The organism is Paenibacillus anaericanus (assembly GCF_003994475.1).
In the GTDB taxonomy this organism is placed as follows: domain Bacteria; phylum Bacillota; class Bacilli; order Paenibacillales; family Paenibacillaceae; genus Fontibacillus; species Fontibacillus anaericanus.
Genome location: NZ_RZNY01000008.1, coordinates 131064 through 148247 on the forward strand (window position 1 = coordinate 131064; position 17184 = coordinate 148247).

At 42.0% G+C, this 17184-nt stretch carries 10 protein-coding genes; 9 read left to right on the forward strand and 1 reads right to left on the reverse strand.

Going from position 1 to position 17184, the window contains the following annotated elements; genetic code table 11:
- Positions 1 to 117 precede the first annotated feature (117 nt).
- The gene (locus tag EJP82_RS11805; protein WP_127192264.1) at positions 118 to 1149 is read right to left on the reverse strand and encodes a LacI family DNA-binding transcriptional regulator; all 1032 of its coding nucleotides are present in this window, start codon (positions 1147 to 1149) and stop codon (positions 118 to 120) included.
- A gap of 250 nt (positions 1150 to 1399) precedes the next feature.
- On the opposite strand from EJP82_RS11805, the gene EJP82_RS11810 reads away from it, so the two are divergent.
- The 9 genes from EJP82_RS11810 (at position 1400) to hemW (ending at position 17103) form a co-directional block, all read left to right on the forward strand.
- Positions 1400 to 2758: an ABC transporter substrate-binding protein gene (locus EJP82_RS11810; protein WP_127192265.1), complete on the forward strand. Its 1359-nt coding sequence runs from the start codon at positions 1400 to 1402 to the stop codon at positions 2756 to 2758.
- Positions 2759 to 2869: 111 nt separating this feature from the next.
- Positions 2870 to 3745 carry a carbohydrate ABC transporter permease gene (locus tag EJP82_RS11815; RefSeq protein ID WP_127192266.1) on the forward strand — a complete coding sequence of 292 codons (876 nt, stop codon included), beginning with the start codon at positions 2870 to 2872 and terminating at the stop codon, positions 3743 to 3745.
- A gap of 1 nt (position 3746) precedes the next feature.
- Positions 3747 to 4580 carry a carbohydrate ABC transporter permease gene (locus EJP82_RS11820; protein ID WP_127192267.1) on the forward strand — a complete coding sequence of 278 codons (834 nt, stop codon included), beginning with the start codon at positions 3747 to 3749 and terminating at the stop codon, positions 4578 to 4580.
- A gap of 36 nt (positions 4581 to 4616) precedes the next feature.
- On the forward strand, positions 4617 to 5639 hold the full coding sequence (locus EJP82_RS11825; RefSeq protein ID WP_127192268.1) for a glycoside hydrolase family 130 protein: 1023 nt from the start codon (positions 4617 to 4619) through the stop codon (positions 5637 to 5639).
- A 90-nt stretch (positions 5640 to 5729) separates the two neighbouring features.
- The gene (locus tag EJP82_RS11830) at positions 5730 to 6689 is read left to right on the forward strand and encodes an alpha/beta fold hydrolase (RefSeq protein ID WP_127192269.1); all 960 of its coding nucleotides are present in this window, start codon (positions 5730 to 5732) and stop codon (positions 6687 to 6689) included.
- Positions 6690 to 6756: 67 nt separating this feature from the next.
- Positions 6757 to 8832, forward strand: a complete 2076-nt coding sequence (locus EJP82_RS11835; RefSeq protein ID WP_127192270.1) for a methyl-accepting chemotaxis protein — start codon at positions 6757 to 6759, stop codon at positions 8830 to 8832.
- A gap of 141 nt (positions 8833 to 8973) precedes the next feature.
- Positions 8974 to 13791 carry a glycosyl hydrolase gene (locus tag EJP82_RS11840; RefSeq protein ID WP_127192271.1) on the forward strand — a complete coding sequence of 1606 codons (4818 nt, stop codon included), beginning with the start codon at positions 8974 to 8976 and terminating at the stop codon, positions 13789 to 13791.
- Positions 13792 to 13993: 202 nt separating this feature from the next.
- Positions 13994 to 15808, forward strand: a complete 1815-nt coding sequence (lepA, locus tag EJP82_RS11845; protein ID WP_127192272.1) for a translation elongation factor 4 — start codon at positions 13994 to 13996, stop codon at positions 15806 to 15808.
- A 113-nt stretch (positions 15809 to 15921) separates the two neighbouring features.
- On the forward strand, positions 15922 to 17103 hold the full coding sequence (gene hemW, locus EJP82_RS11850; RefSeq protein ID WP_127192337.1) for a radical SAM family heme chaperone HemW: 1182 nt from the start codon (positions 15922 to 15924) through the stop codon (positions 17101 to 17103).
- The last annotated feature ends 81 nt before the right edge of the window (positions 17104 to 17184 follow it).

Here is a 17184-nt window from a genome sequence, read left to right on the forward strand (position 1 = left end):
ATATATAGTTGAGATGAATTTTCGATAATTTTAAGGCATTGCAGAATGTGACTAAGATAGGATGCTAGAAAAAACAAAAAAACCACCGATTGGTGGTTTTTTTGATGAAATGTAAGTTTAGTCGTTAGTTGTTGCGGATTCATCATTCAGTTTGCGAACAGAGTCCCGGAAAATAATCTTACCTTGAACTAGGATTCGACCGGTTTGGCGATTCGGGTTGGATACTTTCTCCATGATTGATTTCACGGCCGTACGTGCCATTTGGTCAATATCAACTTCCACAGTAGTAAGCTGTGGAGTCGAAAGAGTTGCGTAAATATCATTGTCAAACCCGACCACTGAACAGTCTTCAGGGACTTTGAACCCCTTTGAATTGAGACGATCACATAATTCAAAGGCGATCTGATCACAGTTGCATACAAATGCTGTAGGCATATCCTCGGGTAATTCAATGTCAATGTATTTGCCATTCTCATCCCGATCGTTGAGTAGCAACTGATGATCTAAAGTTAGTCCATGCTCAAGTAAAGATTTATAGTAACCTAGAAAACGGTCCTGAATACTGCTTGTTGAATAAATATTTCCAACATAGGCGATTTCACGATGTCCGCTACGAATTAGATAATTGGTTATTTCATATGCGCCATAAAAGTTATCTGTAACAATTGAGTCGATCGCAGCATGCTCATCATAAAAATCCAAAAACAGCTTAGGCAAGTCCATATTCTGAACTGTTTCTATATATTGCTTACTAACTTGTCCCAAGATGATAATCCCGTCTACTTTGTTCTCGCTATAAATTCTTGGGAAGTTTAATAGCTGTTCATCTTCATTACTTAATATGTTCAAAATACCATAATAACCATAACTGTCTAAATGAAGGGCGATTTGTTGATAAACCTTTAAGTAGAAAGACTCGTTAGGTCCGGTAAAGCGCTGAGGAATCATGACTCCAATATTATAGGAAAGTCCATCCTTGATCGATTTAGCGGCAGAGTTGTACCGGTACCCCATTTCTGTGGCTAACTTTTTGATCTTTATTTTTAGGTTATCGCTAACGCCTTCTTTATCGCTTAGGGCCTTAGATACAGTTACACTGCTGACTCCTAGTTTGTTCGCGATATCCTGCATCGTTACATTAGTTCTCATAATTCCAATCACCATCCTGTATAGCTTGATCTCTATGAGATCAGCTAGTGAATTCTCGACAATAGTATACAATTTTATTTTCTAAATAGAAAGGAAACTAATTTTCACACATTATCAAGTGATACTAACTTAACATATGTATACTTATAACTTAATTAATTAATTTAATATTGACAAGTAAGCGTATGCATAATAGACTTTAGAAGTACTTTATCGATAACTTAATTTTGTAAACGAAAGGGGCAGAAAGATGAAAAGGAATAGAACATTATTAGGTTTAATGGCATTGGTGCTCGTGCTTACGATGGTAGCAGGATGTGGTTCGAAGAATAATAATTCGAACGAAGGTGCAAAGCCAACTAACTCGGCCAATACGAGCGAAACCGCCAAACCTGAGGAAACTGCGGCTCCGGAGATCTCCGGTGAAATTACCGTAATTACGCAAAGAACAGATATTGTAGATACAGTGTTCAAAGAGTATGCTACTGAGTTTAACAAAGAATATCCGGATGTAAAAGTGAACTTCCAAGGGTTGTCCGACTACGAAGGACAAATTACCGTTCGAATGAACTCTAACGATTATGGTGATGTTCTGTTGATACCAACTAGTATTCCACTTGCTGATACGGCACAATTCTTTGAGCCGTTAGGTGATTTGGCGGAAATGAGCAAACAATACATCGGTCTGGAAGAGAGAGCGGTTGATGGTAAAGCTTATGGTCTTCCAACGGCTGTTAACTTCTCAGGTATTCTCTACAATAAGAAAGTGTTCTCAGATGCTGGTATCACAACGGCTCCAAGAACACCAGATGAGTTTCTGGCTGCACTGAAAGCGATTAAGGACAAAGGTGACGCTATTCCACTCTATACGAACTATGCTGATGGCTGGCCGTTGACGCAATGGGAAGCTGTACTGACTACTGCGGCGGGTAGCGTTGATTATGTGAACATTGACCAAGTAAATTCGGATGATAATTTTGTTCCAGGTAAACCTCACTATGATCTTTACAAAATCATGTACGACGCTGCAAAACAAGGTTTGATCGAACCTGACCCGACTACGACGAACTGGGATGCTTCCAAAGTCGATATGGCCAATGGGAAAATAGGCGCTATGGTACTTGGATCTTGGGCTATTGGCCAAGTGCAAGCTTTGGCTGCGAATCCTGATGACATCGCTTACATGCCTTATCCTACAAATGCTAAAGAAATTATCATGCCGCTAGCTGACGATTATACACTAGGAATTAGTGTGCACAGTAAGAACAAAGAAGCGGCAAGAGCATGGTTGGATTGGTTCATTAACAAATCAGGTTATCCAACAGAACAAGCAGGTGGAATGAGCCCTGTTGTTGGAGCTGAATTACCTGCTACATTGAAACAATTTGAAGGCACGGATGTGAAATTCGAATTGCAGACACCAGCTCAAGCTGGGCAAGAAGGTTTTGTTGATAAGATCGATAAAGATGCAGAAATCGGTCTGTGGCAGCCGGAATTCAAGAAACGTATTATCGAAGCGGGAATTGGTAACTTGAAAGACTCTTACGATGATATTATGAAAGATTTGAATGATGCTTGGGTTAAATCTCGCGCGAAAGTCGTGAAATAAGTAAGTGTTGAATAGAAGGTGGGGAACGCGCTTGAAGTGCGTTTCCCTTATCTTTCAAATGAAAGATATAGATTTAGATAGAGTAGAGTTAGTTCCTTGGAGGTGTGAGTGGTGTTCAAAAATTTAACTTATAAGACGCAGCGTCGAATCATCATTGTAGCTTTTTCAATTATTCCTGTGGCCTTGCTAATTACATTTGCTTATTTACCGGTTTTCAACATGTTTAAGTACAGCTTCACAAACTGGAACGGATACAGTAAGACTTATGATCATGTCGGCCTTGAAAACTACAAAACGATATTTACGGATTCTAAATATTTTACTGTGTTTAAGGTCGCTTTGTACTATTTTGGAGCAACCTTTGTACAGATGGGGCTAGCTTTATATTTTGCTACAATTCTAAGTTTTAAGACTCGATTCAAGAACTTTTTTAAAGGGGTACTATTTTTCCCTTTTCTTATGAATGGTGTAGCTATCGGTTTTATTTTCCTCTTTTTCTTCAGAGCGGATGGCACTTTAGATACGGTATTACAATTTATTGGTCTTGGGGACTTCACGCAAGGTTGGCTCCTGAATCCAAAAATTATTAACATTTCACTATCTGGCGCTTCAGTTTGGAGATATATGGGGTTTAACTTCATTATATTCTTGGGCGCGATCTCATCGATCGGCAAAGATATATACGAAGCTGCGGATATTGATGGTGCGAATCGTTGGCATCAATTTGTGCATATCATTATTCCTAGTATTCAAAAAATTCTACAGTTAAACCTGATCTTAGCTATTAGTGGTGCGATCAGTGCGTTTGACATTCCTTATATTATGACTAATGGCTCAAACGGCAGTAACACGTTCGTTATTCAAACTGTGACTACGGCCTTTAAATATAACAAATTAGGTATGGCTTCCGCCATGGCTGTGGTGCTGCTTATCATCGTCGTTCTTGTGACGGTACTTCAGAAGGCGCTGATCAAGGAGGATAAATAACATGTATAGACTGAAATATGCCACATCGGGTGTGTTTAAGTATATAACGTTGCTCCTAGGAGCATTCGTTGCGCTTGTACCGATTGTCGTCGTTCTGTTCGCCTCACTGAAGACAAACAAAGAATATGGGTCCACGGGTCCGCTGACTCCTCCTGAAAGTTGGACGAATTTCGCTAACTATACCAAGGCATTTGTAGAAGGAAAGATGTTGCTTGGATTCGGAAATACCGTATTTATTGTAGTTGTGTCAATCATTGGTGCATCATTGATTGGTTCTATGATCGCTTATGTATTGAACCGTTTCAAATTCCGCGGGAGTAAATTGTTAATGGGGGCATTCTTACTGGCTACTTTAATCCCAAGTGTAACGACCCAAGTTGCTACATTTCGGATCATCAATGCATTTCATTTGGTTGATACGCGTTTTGCTCCAATTCTTCTCTATCTCGGGACCGATATCATAGCCGTATATATTTTCTTGCAGTTTTTGGACACGATCTCTGAATCTCTTGATGAATCTGCGATGTTAGATGGCGCCTCTTATTTCACGATTTATGGAAGAATTATTCTGCCATTGCTAGCCCCAGCGATAGTAACCGTCATCATTATTAAAGGTGTTAATGTTTACAATGACTTCTACACTCCTTTCCTTTACATGCCAAGTGAGGAGTTACAAGTAATCTCGACAGCCTTGTATAAATTTAAAGGTCCATATGGCTCACAATGGGAAGTCATTTGCGCGGCTATTATGATTACGATTGTTCCGATTCTAATTGCGTTCATATCATTACAAAAATATATATACAACGGATTTGCACAGGGTTCAGAAAAATAAAAATAATTACGTAATTTGCGGAAGGAGTTTTACATCATGACAGAAGTGAAAATTATTGGAGAAAATCTACCGAATATGCCTTGGCAAAACAAACCGGAGAGCGCTGTGGGTCCCGTGTGGAGACATAGTGATAACCCGGTAATCAATAGAAACCCTGCTAAAGGGATCGCGCGCATATTCAATAGCGCTGTTGCCGCCTATGAAGATCGTTTTGTTGGTGTGTTCCGTGCAGAAACGATCAATGGCCGTCCTCATTTACATATGGGCTGGAGTGACGATGCGCTGAACTGGAAAATTGAAGAGGAACGAATTGAATTTGTTAATGAAAAAGGGCAGCCATTCCAACCGAACTACGCGTATGATCCGCGATTAGTAAAGGTAGAAGGTACTTACTATATTATCTGGTGCACTGATTTCTACGGCGCAGCAATAGGTGTCGCAAAGACAGATGATTTCAGGACGTTTGTCCGTCTGGATAATCCATTCTTACCATTTAACCGTAATGGGGTACTCTTTCCGAGAAAGATTAATGATAATTTCGTGATGTTATCTCGTCCGAGTGACAGTGGGCATACGCCATTTGGCGATGTGTTTCTGAGTGAAAGTCCGGACTTTGTATATTGGGGTAAACATCGTCACGTCATGACCAAAGGTGGTCAAGGCTGGTGGCAATCTGTCAAAATTGGCGGCGGTCCGGCCCCGATCGAAACGACAGAGGGCTGGTTGATGTTCTACCATGGTGTAACTGGAACATGCAACGGATTTGTGTACAGTATGGGGGCGGTGATTCTTGATCTGGAAGAACCATCGAAGGTCAAATACCGCTCTAGTACCTACGTATTAACACCGGAAGAATGGTATGAAGAGAGAGGGTTTGTAAATAACGTGGTGTTCCCATGCTCAACACTTTTTGATGCGGAGAGTGGCAGAATCGCAATTTACTACGGAGCGGCAGATACCTATGTTGGAGTAGCTTATACGACAGTGCAAGAAATCGTGGACTATGTGATTGAGACGAATGAAGTAGTGGCTGATGACGCGGAAATTGGTATTATCTAATTCGCAATAAAGTGTAGACATAAATATTCAAAATAAAAACGGATTATATCTTGCGATTAATCCGTTTTTGTTTATTTAGGAGGAATGAAGTTGGCTAACGATATGACTTTAGCAGAACTGAAGAAATACAGTGGTAGCAGTCCTAGACCGGATTATTACAATGCATATTGGGAGAAGGCTTTACAAGAGTTAGATGGAGTGTCATTAGAATACGAGTTAGTGCCTGCTGATTTCAAGAGTGAACATGCAGAGTGTTACCATTTGTACTTTACCGGCGTCGGTGGAGCGAGAATACACGCTAAATATGTTAAACCTAGCATAATCAAAGAGAAAGGACCTGGAATGGCTTACTTCCACGGCTATGCCTGTGATAGTGGAGATTGGATAGATAAAGTGACCTTTGCTGCACATGGTATTTCGGTACTTGCAATGGATTGCCGTGGCCAAGGCGGCCTTTCGGAAGATAACCTGACCGTTCAGGGAACGACGATTCGTGGGCATATTATTCGCGGTGTGGATGACCCTGATCCTGATAAATTGTATTTCAGGAATGTATTTCTTGATACCGTACAGACCGTTAGAATTCTGATGTCCATGGAACACATTGATCCAGAACGAATCGGAGTACATGGTCTCTCTCAAGGTGGGGCATTAACGATCGCTTGTGCTGGACTAGAACCACGTGTGAAGCTAGCGATTCCTGTTTATCCATTTTTGTCTGATTATCGCAGGGCTTGGGAACTCGATATCACAACATCTGCTTACGAAGAATTGTCCTATTATTTCCGTTTCTTCGATCCACATCATCATCGCGAGGATGAATTGTTCAATAAGCTCGGACTAATTGATATTCAGAATTTGGCAGATCGTATTCAAGCTAAAGTCCTGTTTGTAACAGGTTTATCTGACACAGTCTGTCCGCCGTCCACTCAGTTTGCAGCTTATAACAAAATCACATCCGATAAGGAGTTACTCGTTTATTACGAGTATGGTCATGAGTATTTGCCTCGTCTAAGCGATCGCACATTACAAGAGTTTCTGAAACTGTAAGAATAGTTCACCGTTCTTCTAAATCGGCTTCACGTACAAGTCTATTTAAAAGGAGATAATTAATTGTATGAACAATCTGGTGCAAGCGACGAATGAAAAGACATCATGGCTCCGAAACATGGGTTTTAATCCTTCAAAATCGGTAGGTGCTCGTTTGTTTGTCATTTTTTTTATGGCGACTATGATCTTTGTACTAAGTCTAGGGATTGTATCGTACGAGATGTCAAAGAACACGATCCAGAAAAATGCCCAGCTAACCACGCAACAAACCGTAAGCTTAACAGCAGAGAAGTTGGAACTTTTATTGCAGCGTTATGAGGATTCTCTTCAGCAGTCACTGTTTACCAGTGAACTTCAGGATATGGTCAGGCAAGCCTCGTTAGAGAGTACAGATAGTCGTCAGCAAATTGTTCTCAAGCAAAAAATATCTGCTGAATTAGGTAATTGGGTATTTGCTAATCCAGGAGTTCTCGCTGCATATATCATTCCCAAAAACGATGTCATGGCCAATGTGGTTTCAGGAACAGAAGCCGAAGGGTTTCTGAACGGAGTTAAAGATAGTGAATGGTATGAAACGTTGATGCAAACGAAAAAATCTACATGGATGGCAGGAGAGAAAAGTGATGAGTCCAATTCATCATCTGTATTTCGTTTAGCTAAAACGCTGGCGAATACAGGCATCCCATATACTATTGTGGTGGATATAAGAGCATCTATAATGACGGATGAGTTAAAAAAGGTGGATTTGGGCGATCAATCACTTCTTCAATTGGTCACTCCTGATAAACAGATAATCGCTTCCTCAGATGATACAGAGCAATTTAATTCGGAAGACATCTTTAAAGGGGACGAATTACTGAATAGCCAAGGGAGTATCAAGAGCAACCATACAAACGGAAATGAAGTTCTAACTGTATACAGTACACTCAATCTCACGAATTGGAGACTGGTCAGTGTTGTACCTGTTGCCTATCTAGTACGCGATGTCAGCAAAATACTCTCAACTACATATTTTACGGCCGGGATCGTCGCTCTTATCGCTTTGCTTATCGGGATTTGGATGGCTAGAACGATCGCCGATCCACTTAAAACCATGCAGAGTCTGATGCAAAAAGCGGCGAAAGGGAACCTGAATGTCAGAATGCAGAAGCGGGGCCTGGACGAGATTGGTCAGTTATCATCTTCGTTCAACGACATGATGGAGCAAATTACTTCATTAGTTGAACAGACGAATCAAACGGCCCATGAAGTATTGGAGTCAGCTGGGGAACTTAGTGATGCATCAAGAAAAACGGCCCTATCTGCCAAAGAAATTGCGACGGCGACGGAGGAAATTGCGATCGGAGCTACGAATCTGGCTCAAGAAGCCGATCGCGGGAGCGAACTCACGGATCAAATCTCTAACGAAATGGAACGGGTAAACGCGGCTAATATTGAGATGAGGGAGGCTGCTAATTTGGTCGGGAGATCCAGTGAACGGGGAATAGTCCAACTAGATAAATTACTTGAGAAAACAAATATCACAGAACACTCAACCGGAATATTGTTAGGAAAAGTGAATGCACTGAATGAGACGGTTTCATCTGTCATGAAGATACTTGAAGTCATGCAGAATATTACGAAGCAAACAAATATCTTATCGTTGAATGCTACGATCGAGGCAGCTAGAGCTGGGACTGCCGGCAAAGGATTCAGGGTAGTTGCAGACGAGATTCGCGGGTTAGCAGAACAATCTAGACAATCAATCGATATGGTTGGCCAAATTACCGATGGCATTATGAGTGAAATGAAAGACACGGTCACTGTACTATCCGAAGTATTGCCACTCTACGGACAGCAAGTGAATGCAGTGAAAGATACGAACGAAATTTTTATTTCAGTACAGGGGCAAATGGATAGCTTCCTTAATCGGCTAGAAACCATTACTACATCAATCGAAGGATTGAACGAATCTCAGACCGTATTATCAGAAGCAATGAACAATGTTAGTACAATCGCCGAACAGTCGTCAGCGACATCACAGGAGGTAGCTTCACTTAGTGGGGAACAGGAGAACGTTAGTGAGTTGCTAGTGGAACTATCCGGTAAATTAGAGAATGCCTCCACCAGGCTGAAAGAAAAGTTGAAAATGTTCACGTTGTAACTCGAAATATGTGCATTACATGGTTACTAGAATACATCAATTCCCCTATACAAATTATGGTTGGAATTAACATCCATTATTTGTTAAATGTAAGGGGGTTTATATAGATGTGTACTTAACTAATATTCGAGGGGGATGAAAATGAGATTTGCAAAAAAGAGTATTAGCATTTTTCTAACGTTAATTCTATTATGTTTGGCTGCAATTCCAAGTTTAGGCGCATCCGCAGCGTCTTCAAATCAAGGGCTCTCTAAGACGCATTGGGCTCAGGACAGTATCGACAAATGGGTGGGCGAGGGTATTGTTCAGGGTTATCCTGATGGTTCATTCCACCCTAACGATCAAGTGAGTAGAGCTGAAATGGTTACGATCATTAACAAAATGTTTGGTTATGATATGAAATCGGAAGAAGGCTTCTCTGATGTAGCTAATGGTGTTTGGTACTATGATGCCTTTTCTATTGCCAAACAGGCTGGATATTATCAAGGGTATCCTGGAAATTTGGCTAAAGCTTCTAGTTCCTTAACAAGACAAGATGCCGTTACCATAATTTCGAAAGCGCTATCATTGGAGTCGGGGGATAAAGGTAAAGCTACCTCTTTCTCTGACGCTTCATCTATTAGTTCTTATGCTCTTGAAGCTGTTGCTGCTCTAGGTGATGTGGTGAAAGGTTATCCTGATGGTACTTTCCGCCCAAATCAAACGATTACAAGGGCTGAACTGATGAAAGTGATGGATCTATTGTTGCCGGGATTCTTCTCCTCGGTGGGAACCGTTACTGGGGGTCAGATCAATAATCATGCCATCATCAATCAAGAAGATATTATACTCAAGGACACTGTAATCTCCGGTAATTTATACCTGGCAGCAGGTATAGGTGAGGGTAACGTAACGCTGGATAATGTGACGGTACTAGGAACAACGTTCATTTCCGGCGGTGGAGAGCATTCTATCAAGATCAATAACTCCAAATTGACGAAAGTTGTCGTCAATCGTCTTGCGGGTAAAGTTCGTGTAGTGGTTTCGGGAACTACTACGATGGACCAGGTTGTAGTTGATAGTGCGTCTATTCTTGTACTTGAAAGAGGTGCATCAATTAGTAGTATTCAGTTGAATGCCCCAGCTTCATTACTTATAGCAGACGGTACCACGATTACAAGCGTAGTTATCGGAAGTGAAGCAAGTGGGACAACGATCGATGGTGAGGGGAGTATCACCAGCTTAACCGTTTTAGTTGACGGGGTGAAGGTCAATGGGCAATTAATACCGCCTAATACAACAGTTACTATTAATAAGGGTAAGGTTCAATCGATTGTCTCGTCAGATAATGGAACCGCGGTGATTGGTAACGCGGGTAGTGGATCTGGAGGGGGATCAGACAACTCAGGTGGTGGCACAGTGAGCCCTAGCATCAATCTAGTAGATTCGCAGGCTACTGCAGAGACTAAATCTTTGTTCAGTTATCTGAATGAAGTCCGTGGTAAAAGTGTTCTGTTTGGTCACCAACATGACACGACAGTATCCTTTGCCGGAAAAGATGCTCAAGGTAAAGTGATTTCGGATGTGAAAAATTCCGTTGGTGATTATCCAGCCGTATTTGGTTGGGATACGCTCAGTTTGGATGGACACGAGAACCCACCAGGCGTATCTGGTAATTATGAAGCTAGTCGTAAAGGTCTTTCGGCCGCGATGAAGGAAGCGTATGACCTTGGTGGAATTGTCACTTTAAGTACGCATCCTTACAACCCTGTAACTGGCGGCGATTTTAAAGATACTTCTAATACTGAAGGTGCCACTCAGTCCGTTGTTACACGTATTTTACCAGGTGGGGATAAGAACAGTGAGTTCAAACAATATTTGGACCGCATTGCGAGCTTTGCAAATCAGTTAAAGGATGATAACGGTAAGCTTATACCTGTATTATTCCGTCCTTTTCATGAACAAAATGGTGGATGGTTTTGGTGGGGAGCTTCAACAACTACCAAAAGCGAATATATTGAGCTGTACAGATATACAGTGGAGTATTTAAGAGATACTAAGGGAGTGCGCAACTTTTTATACGTATACTCTCCAAATGGAACTTTTAACGGAAATGAGAATGAGTACTTAACCACCTATCCTGGCGATTATTACGTAGATATCCTTGGGATGGATCAATACGATAACAAGGAAAATGCCGGGAGTGAGGGATTCCTGAACGGTCTTGTTAAAGACTTGAAAATGATCTCCAAGCTTGCTGATCGTAAAGGGAAAATTGCTACCTTATCTGAATATGGATACAGTGCAGCAGGTATGAAAACAACGGGAAACAATGAAAAAGAATGGTTTACAAAAATATTGAAGGCGATTCAAAATGATCCTGATGCAAGAAGAATAGCCTATATGTTGACTTGGGCGAACTTTGGCGAAGGCAATAATTTATATGTGCCATATCACAATGCAGCGACATTAGGTGATCATGAACTTCTTCCAGACTTCATTAACTTCTATAAAGATCCTTACTCAGCGTTTGCAAGTGAAGTCAAGGGTCAGAATGTATACAATCGTCAGGTTACGGTATCTACAAAACAACCATTTATGCATATCGTATCACCGACTAACATTGGTACGGTAACGGAGTCAACTACTATCATTCGGACCAAAGTGCAGAATGTAGTACCGACTAAGGTTACTTACACCGTTAGTGGTTCAACGACAACTGAGATTGAAATGACATTAGATAGTGATGGATATTACTCGGCGCCATGGACACCGGAGGCGAGTCAAAACGGGAAGACAGCAGATATTACAGTGCGAACTTATACGGGAAAAACTACTTTAGAACAAAGCATATCGGTATTTGTCAAAGTTGGGGAATTGTTGATCAAACAGCTTGCATTTGATACACCTGAGAGTATCACTCAGATACAGAACAATGGAACTTATCCATCAACAATCCAAATGGAGCTGGGGCATTCGGTTGTCGATGGTAATGGCAAGCTGGAGATTGGGGTCTCGGACGGCTTGGTAGCAAGTGATACATGGCAAGAACTGAAGCTAGAATTGAAGGCAGAAGCGTTAGCGGGAGTTGATCTAGCTGAGGTTACGCGGGTTAAATTTAATGCGCTAATCCCTGTTGCTGCGCAGAATGATGATAATAACGCTGCAATCCGCGCTGTTGTGATGCTGCCTGATGATTGGGATGGGAAATACGGAATGGACACTACGTATAAATCATTGTCTGACCTTGAACAGGTAGTGATTGAAGGAGTCCAATATTACAAATATGAAATTGCAATTGAACTGGATAACCCAGAGAAATCAGCAGAAGCTACGGGGTTAGCGATTTCATTAGTTGGTAGTGGATTGGTTTCCCAAGATGGCTTGTCCATCTATATCGATGATGTTAGCCTGTATAGTACTTTTACAGCTCCAGTGGTTGACGTTTCTCTTGTTGATGATTTTGAGTCTTATGATGGAAGTAACGATGCATTAGTGGCGAAGTATCCAAAAGCAGGTGGAGATGATGTCAGCGTAGCGTTGAACGAGGAATATAAAGGCGCTGGCGATTATGGTATGAAGCTGCAATACGACTTAAGTACAGCGGGATATACGGGGATCGGAAAAAGCCTAGGCTCCGTGAACTGGTCAGATTATAATGGTCTCCAATTATGGGTTGATTCTGACGGATTATCCTATGCAAAGGATGGTCAAAGTTTAAAATTGGTTATACAAATTGTCATGAACGGCAGCTATTATGAGGCATATCCAGATTTGAATCCTAACAGCTCTGGAGAGTTAACTATTCCTTTTAGTGAGTTTGTAGTTAACCATGGTTCCGGTGGACCAATCAATAAAGACAGTCTCAAAAAGGTGCAGAGTTTTAATATCTATGTGAATTCGATGGATGGTAGTGGGCATAAGGGTTCGTTGTATCTCGATGAGATTCGTGCGATGTACGACAGTTCTCTTCCTGTAGTCCCAGACAATGGTGAAGGATCAGAAGGACCTGGGCATGCGCCGGGTGTTCTTTATGAATTCAAATCTATCGTAGATATTGCGGGCTGGAAGATCGAGAGTAATACAGCCAAAGCACAAGCTCCAACGTATGCAGATTCAGAACAGGTGCTAAGTACTTCATTTGCTTTGGAAAATACGGGTGAGAATGTGGATGGAGTTTCAAATGAAGCATTTGAACTAGTTGTGTATCCGTCGAGTTTGGATTTGTCAGGACTCGACAGTATCAGTGCGCAAATTAAATTGACCAAGGGCACAGCGAAGGCACGTCTATTCTTTAAGTCCGGATCAGCTTGGAAATGGCATGATAGTGGTACTTTGTTAGAAATTGGTTCCAACGGATATACAACAGTGACTATTCCCTTGAGTGCTCTTGAATCAAAAGATCTCAAAGACATAGGAGCCATTGGAATTAAAATCGAAGCTATCTCCAACGATGGGGGTACAGCGGAGTTGTATTTAAAAGATGTTACTTTAGCTGGGGTTACCCCGGTTACTCCAGTCGTTAAGTACGATTTTGAAACTGATGCTGAAGGGTGGACAGCAACTTCGGGCTCTACAGCCACACAAGCTGTGTATACAGAAGGCGGAGTATCATCAAATGTCTTGAAGGTGGATTTCTCTTGGAAAGCAAGTGATGTTGATCCTTGGATTGCAGCTTCTAAAGTCGCTAATTTGGATCTTAGTGGTTTCTCCAAACTCAGTGCTAAGGTGAAGATTGTATCCGATGTTTCGAACGTTCAAGCTAAGGTGTTTATTAAGATGACGGAAGCTTGGACTTGGAATGCTACCGACTCAGCTATCACGGATGAAGAGGGATTCACACTTTTTGAGATTGACCTTACGAAATTTAAGGTAGAAGATCTAAAAATCGTTAAAGAGATAGGAATTCAGTTCGTTACTCCAAACGGAACGGAAGGAACCGCTACAGGGTATATTGACGAAGTTTGGGCGACGAAGTAAGGCAGTATAAGTAACGCAGTAATTATTTTGTCAAAACCTCTGGAGCTACACGACTCCGGAGGTTTTCATGTTGATACCACTATAAGATGATTCCAACCAAAAATTTCTAGCCGTTCATAATTATTAGCCAGCATTGCCGCCCTTCCCTTCAACTGATATAATGAATTGATTGTACTTCAATGGATTTGTGGTGGGGGTAAGGATGACGGATATCAGAGCGAGACAACAAAAGATTCGAAATTTCAGTATCATTGCACATATAGACCATGGTAAATCGACACTAGCCGACCGTATTCTGGAATATACGGGGGCGCTAACTTCGCGTGAAATGCAGGAGCAAGTGCTAGATAATATGGACTTAGAACGTGAGCGTGGGATTACGATCAAACTGCAGGCTGTACGTTTGACGTATCGTGCGGATGACGGCGTTGAGTATTTGTTGAACCTGATCGATACACCGGGACACGTCGATTTCACGTATGAAGTATCCCGTAGCCTTGCGGCTTGTGAAGGGGCACTCTTGGTAGTAGATGCGGCACAAGGTATTGAGGCGCAGACACTGGCTAACGTGTACTTGGCGCTAGATAATAATCTAGAGATTTTGCCTGTAATCAACAAGATCGATTTGCCAAGCGCTGATCCTGACCGGGTGAAGCAGGAAATCGAAGACGTGATCGGGTTAGACGCAAGTGAGGCCGTACACGCTTCAGCAAAAGCAGGAATCGGGATTAAGGAAATATTGGAACAGGTCGTTGCAAAGGTGCCTGCACCTACGGGTGACCCTGAACAACCGCTCAAAGCGCTTATTTTTGATTCGCATTATGACCCTTATAAGGGAGTAGTCGTATACGTTCGGGTAATGGACGGGCAGATCAAAGCAGGCTCGAAGATCAAAATGATGGCTACAGGCAAAACGTTTGAGGTTATTGAGGTTGGGGCATTTATGCCGCGCATGACAACGGTAGATGAATTGAACGTCGGCGATGTAGGATTTTTCGTTGCTGGTATGAAGACTGTGGGTGATACCAGAGTCGGGGATACAGTAACGGATGCTAAGAATCCAACAGCAGAGCCGCTGCCTGGTTATCGTAAAATCAATCCAATGGTTTATTGCGGATTATATCCGATCGAAACATCGGATTATAACGATCTTCGTGAAGCATTAGAGAAGCTACAACTTAATGATGCGTCGCTTAGTTGGGAGCCGGAAACGTCGAGCGCACTTGGTTTCGGTTTCCGTTGCGGATTCCTTGGATTACTCCACATGGATGTTATTCAGGAACGTATTGAACGCGAATTCAATATTCCGCTCATTACGACCGCACCAAGCGTTATTTATCACGTAACACTAACAAATGGAGAGACAATTTCAATTGATAATCCATCTAACTATCCAGAAGCGGGTAAGCTCGATTATGTTGAAGAACCGTATGTGAAGGCTTCAATTATTGTGCCGAATGATTATGTAGGTACCGTTATGGAGCTTTGCCAATCGAAGCGCGGCGAGTTTGTCAACATGGAATACCTTGATACGACACGGGTTACCATTATTTATCAAGTTCCGTTGTCGGAAATCGTGTATGACTTCTTTGATCAATTGAAGTCCGGCACGAAAGGTTATGCTTCATTTGATTACGAAGTATCGGGTTACCGGAGATCTAATCTCGTCAAAATGGAAATCCTGCTCAATGGTGAACAAGTGGATGCTCTATCCTTCATCGTTCACCGTGACCGTGCTTACCATCGGGGTCGGATCATTTGCGAGAAGTTACGTCAGTTGATTCCTCGTCAAATGTTCGAGATTCCTATTCAAGCTTCAGTTGGTACGAAGGTAGTAGCCCGTGAGACGGTTAAAGCATTGCGTAAGAACGTTCTCGCTAAATGCTACGGCGGTGATATTTCACGTAAGCGTAAGCTGCTCGAGAAGCAGAAAGAGGGTAAGAAACGCATGAAACAGGTTGGTAGCGTTGAAGTCCCTCAAGAAGCGTTCATGGCAGTATTAAAGATCGATGAGTAATTAGAGATCTCAAGAACATAGAGGGAAAGCCCACGGGCTTTCCCTTTTCCATACAAATAGAAGAAGAAGGAGGCATTACCGTGGACCAAATGTTAAAAAAGGATGGGCAGGCAATGCCGGATAACCACCAGACAGGGAGTACAGCTCCCAGTGCGGTATATATACACATACCGTTTTGCACAAATAAATGCTTTTACTGTGATTTCAACTCTTATGTGCTGAAGGATCAACCGGTGATGGATTATTTGCGAGCGTTGGATCTTGAGATGGAGATGACCGTGCGGGACACACCGCCAGCTCAGATTAAAAGTATTTTTGTAGGCGGTGGAACGCCGACGGTACTAAATCCGCAGGAAATGGAGTATTTCCTCGGTTCGGTGCGGAAGCACTTTGGTGACTGGTCATCGGATATTGAATTTTCAATGGAAGCCAATCCTGGCACGACAGATCTCGAGAAATTAGCAGTTATGAAAGATGGCGGCGTTAACCGAGTTAGCTTTGGTGTTCAGGCGTTTCAGAATGAATTGTTATCGGGAATAGGACGAATCCATAATACTGATGATGTATACCGCAGTTTGGAGAATGCACAGAAGGTGGGCCTGAATAATTTATCCATCGATCTTATGTTTGGATTACCAAATCAAAGCGTAGAAATGTTGGATGAGAGTATTACCAAGGCACTCGAATTAGATTTGCCCCACTATTCTATCTATAGTCTCAAAGTTGAAGAGAATACGTTGTTCCATACGATGTTTAACAAGAACCAATTACCTCTCCCAACAGAAGAAGACGAGCTACAAATGTATCTACTACTCATGAAGCGGATGAGTGCGGCAGGTCGTAACCAATATGAGATTAGTAATTTTGCTAAGCCAGGAATGCAAAGTCGTCATAACATCACCTATTGGCGTAATGAGGATTATTATGGACTTGGTGCGGGGGCACATGGATATGTAGGCCGGCAGCGTCATGTGAATATCAAAGGTGTTAACCCTTATGTTGAAGCAACTAAGGCAGGACTACCTCGTATGCAGCAATTTATGGTTTCAGAAGAGGAAGCTATGGAAGATTTCGTCATGGTTGGTCTCAGGGTACTAGAGGGAATTCGAAGCGCTGACTTTACTTCACAATTTAAAAAGTCGATTGAGGAAGTCTTTGAGAAGCCACTCGAAAAAATGCTAGATGCGGGCTTATTGGAAAGACACGCGGACGGGGGCGGGTATCGCCTCAGTGAGAAGGGAATCTTGTTCGGTAATGAAGTGTTCGCAGAGTTTATTGGCATACTGACGGTATAAAAATAATTGTTTTACTCCCTTGATTATATATACAACATAATGTATATTTATTCGTATTAGTTTGAATTTGGGAGGAATAAA

Excerpts from the sequence above, each read along its gene's own strand:
- EJP82_RS11835 (WP_127192270.1), top strand. The coding sequence starts at position 6,757 with ATGAACAATCTGGTGCAAGCGACGAATGAAAAGACATCATGGCTCCGA.
- hemW (WP_127192337.1), top strand. The coding sequence starts at position 15,922 with ATGCCGGATAACCACCAGACAGGGAGTACAGCTCCCAGTGCGGTATAT.
- EJP82_RS11805 (WP_127192264.1), bottom strand. The coding sequence starts at position 1,149 with ATGAGAACTAATGTAACGATGCAGGATATCGCGAACAAACTAGGAGTC.
- EJP82_RS11820 (WP_127192267.1), top strand. The coding sequence starts at position 3,747 with ATGTATAGACTGAAATATGCCACATCGGGTGTGTTTAAGTATATAACG.
- EJP82_RS11810 (WP_127192265.1), top strand. The coding sequence starts at position 1,400 with ATGAAAAGGAATAGAACATTATTAGGTTTAATGGCATTGGTGCTCGTG.
- lepA (WP_127192272.1), top strand. The coding sequence starts at position 13,994 with ATGACGGATATCAGAGCGAGACAACAAAAGATTCGAAATTTCAGTATC.
- EJP82_RS11825 (WP_127192268.1), top strand. The coding sequence starts at position 4,617 with ATGACAGAAGTGAAAATTATTGGAGAAAATCTACCGAATATGCCTTGG.
- EJP82_RS11840 (WP_127192271.1), top strand. The coding sequence starts at position 8,974 with ATGAGATTTGCAAAAAAGAGTATTAGCATTTTTCTAACGTTAATTCTA.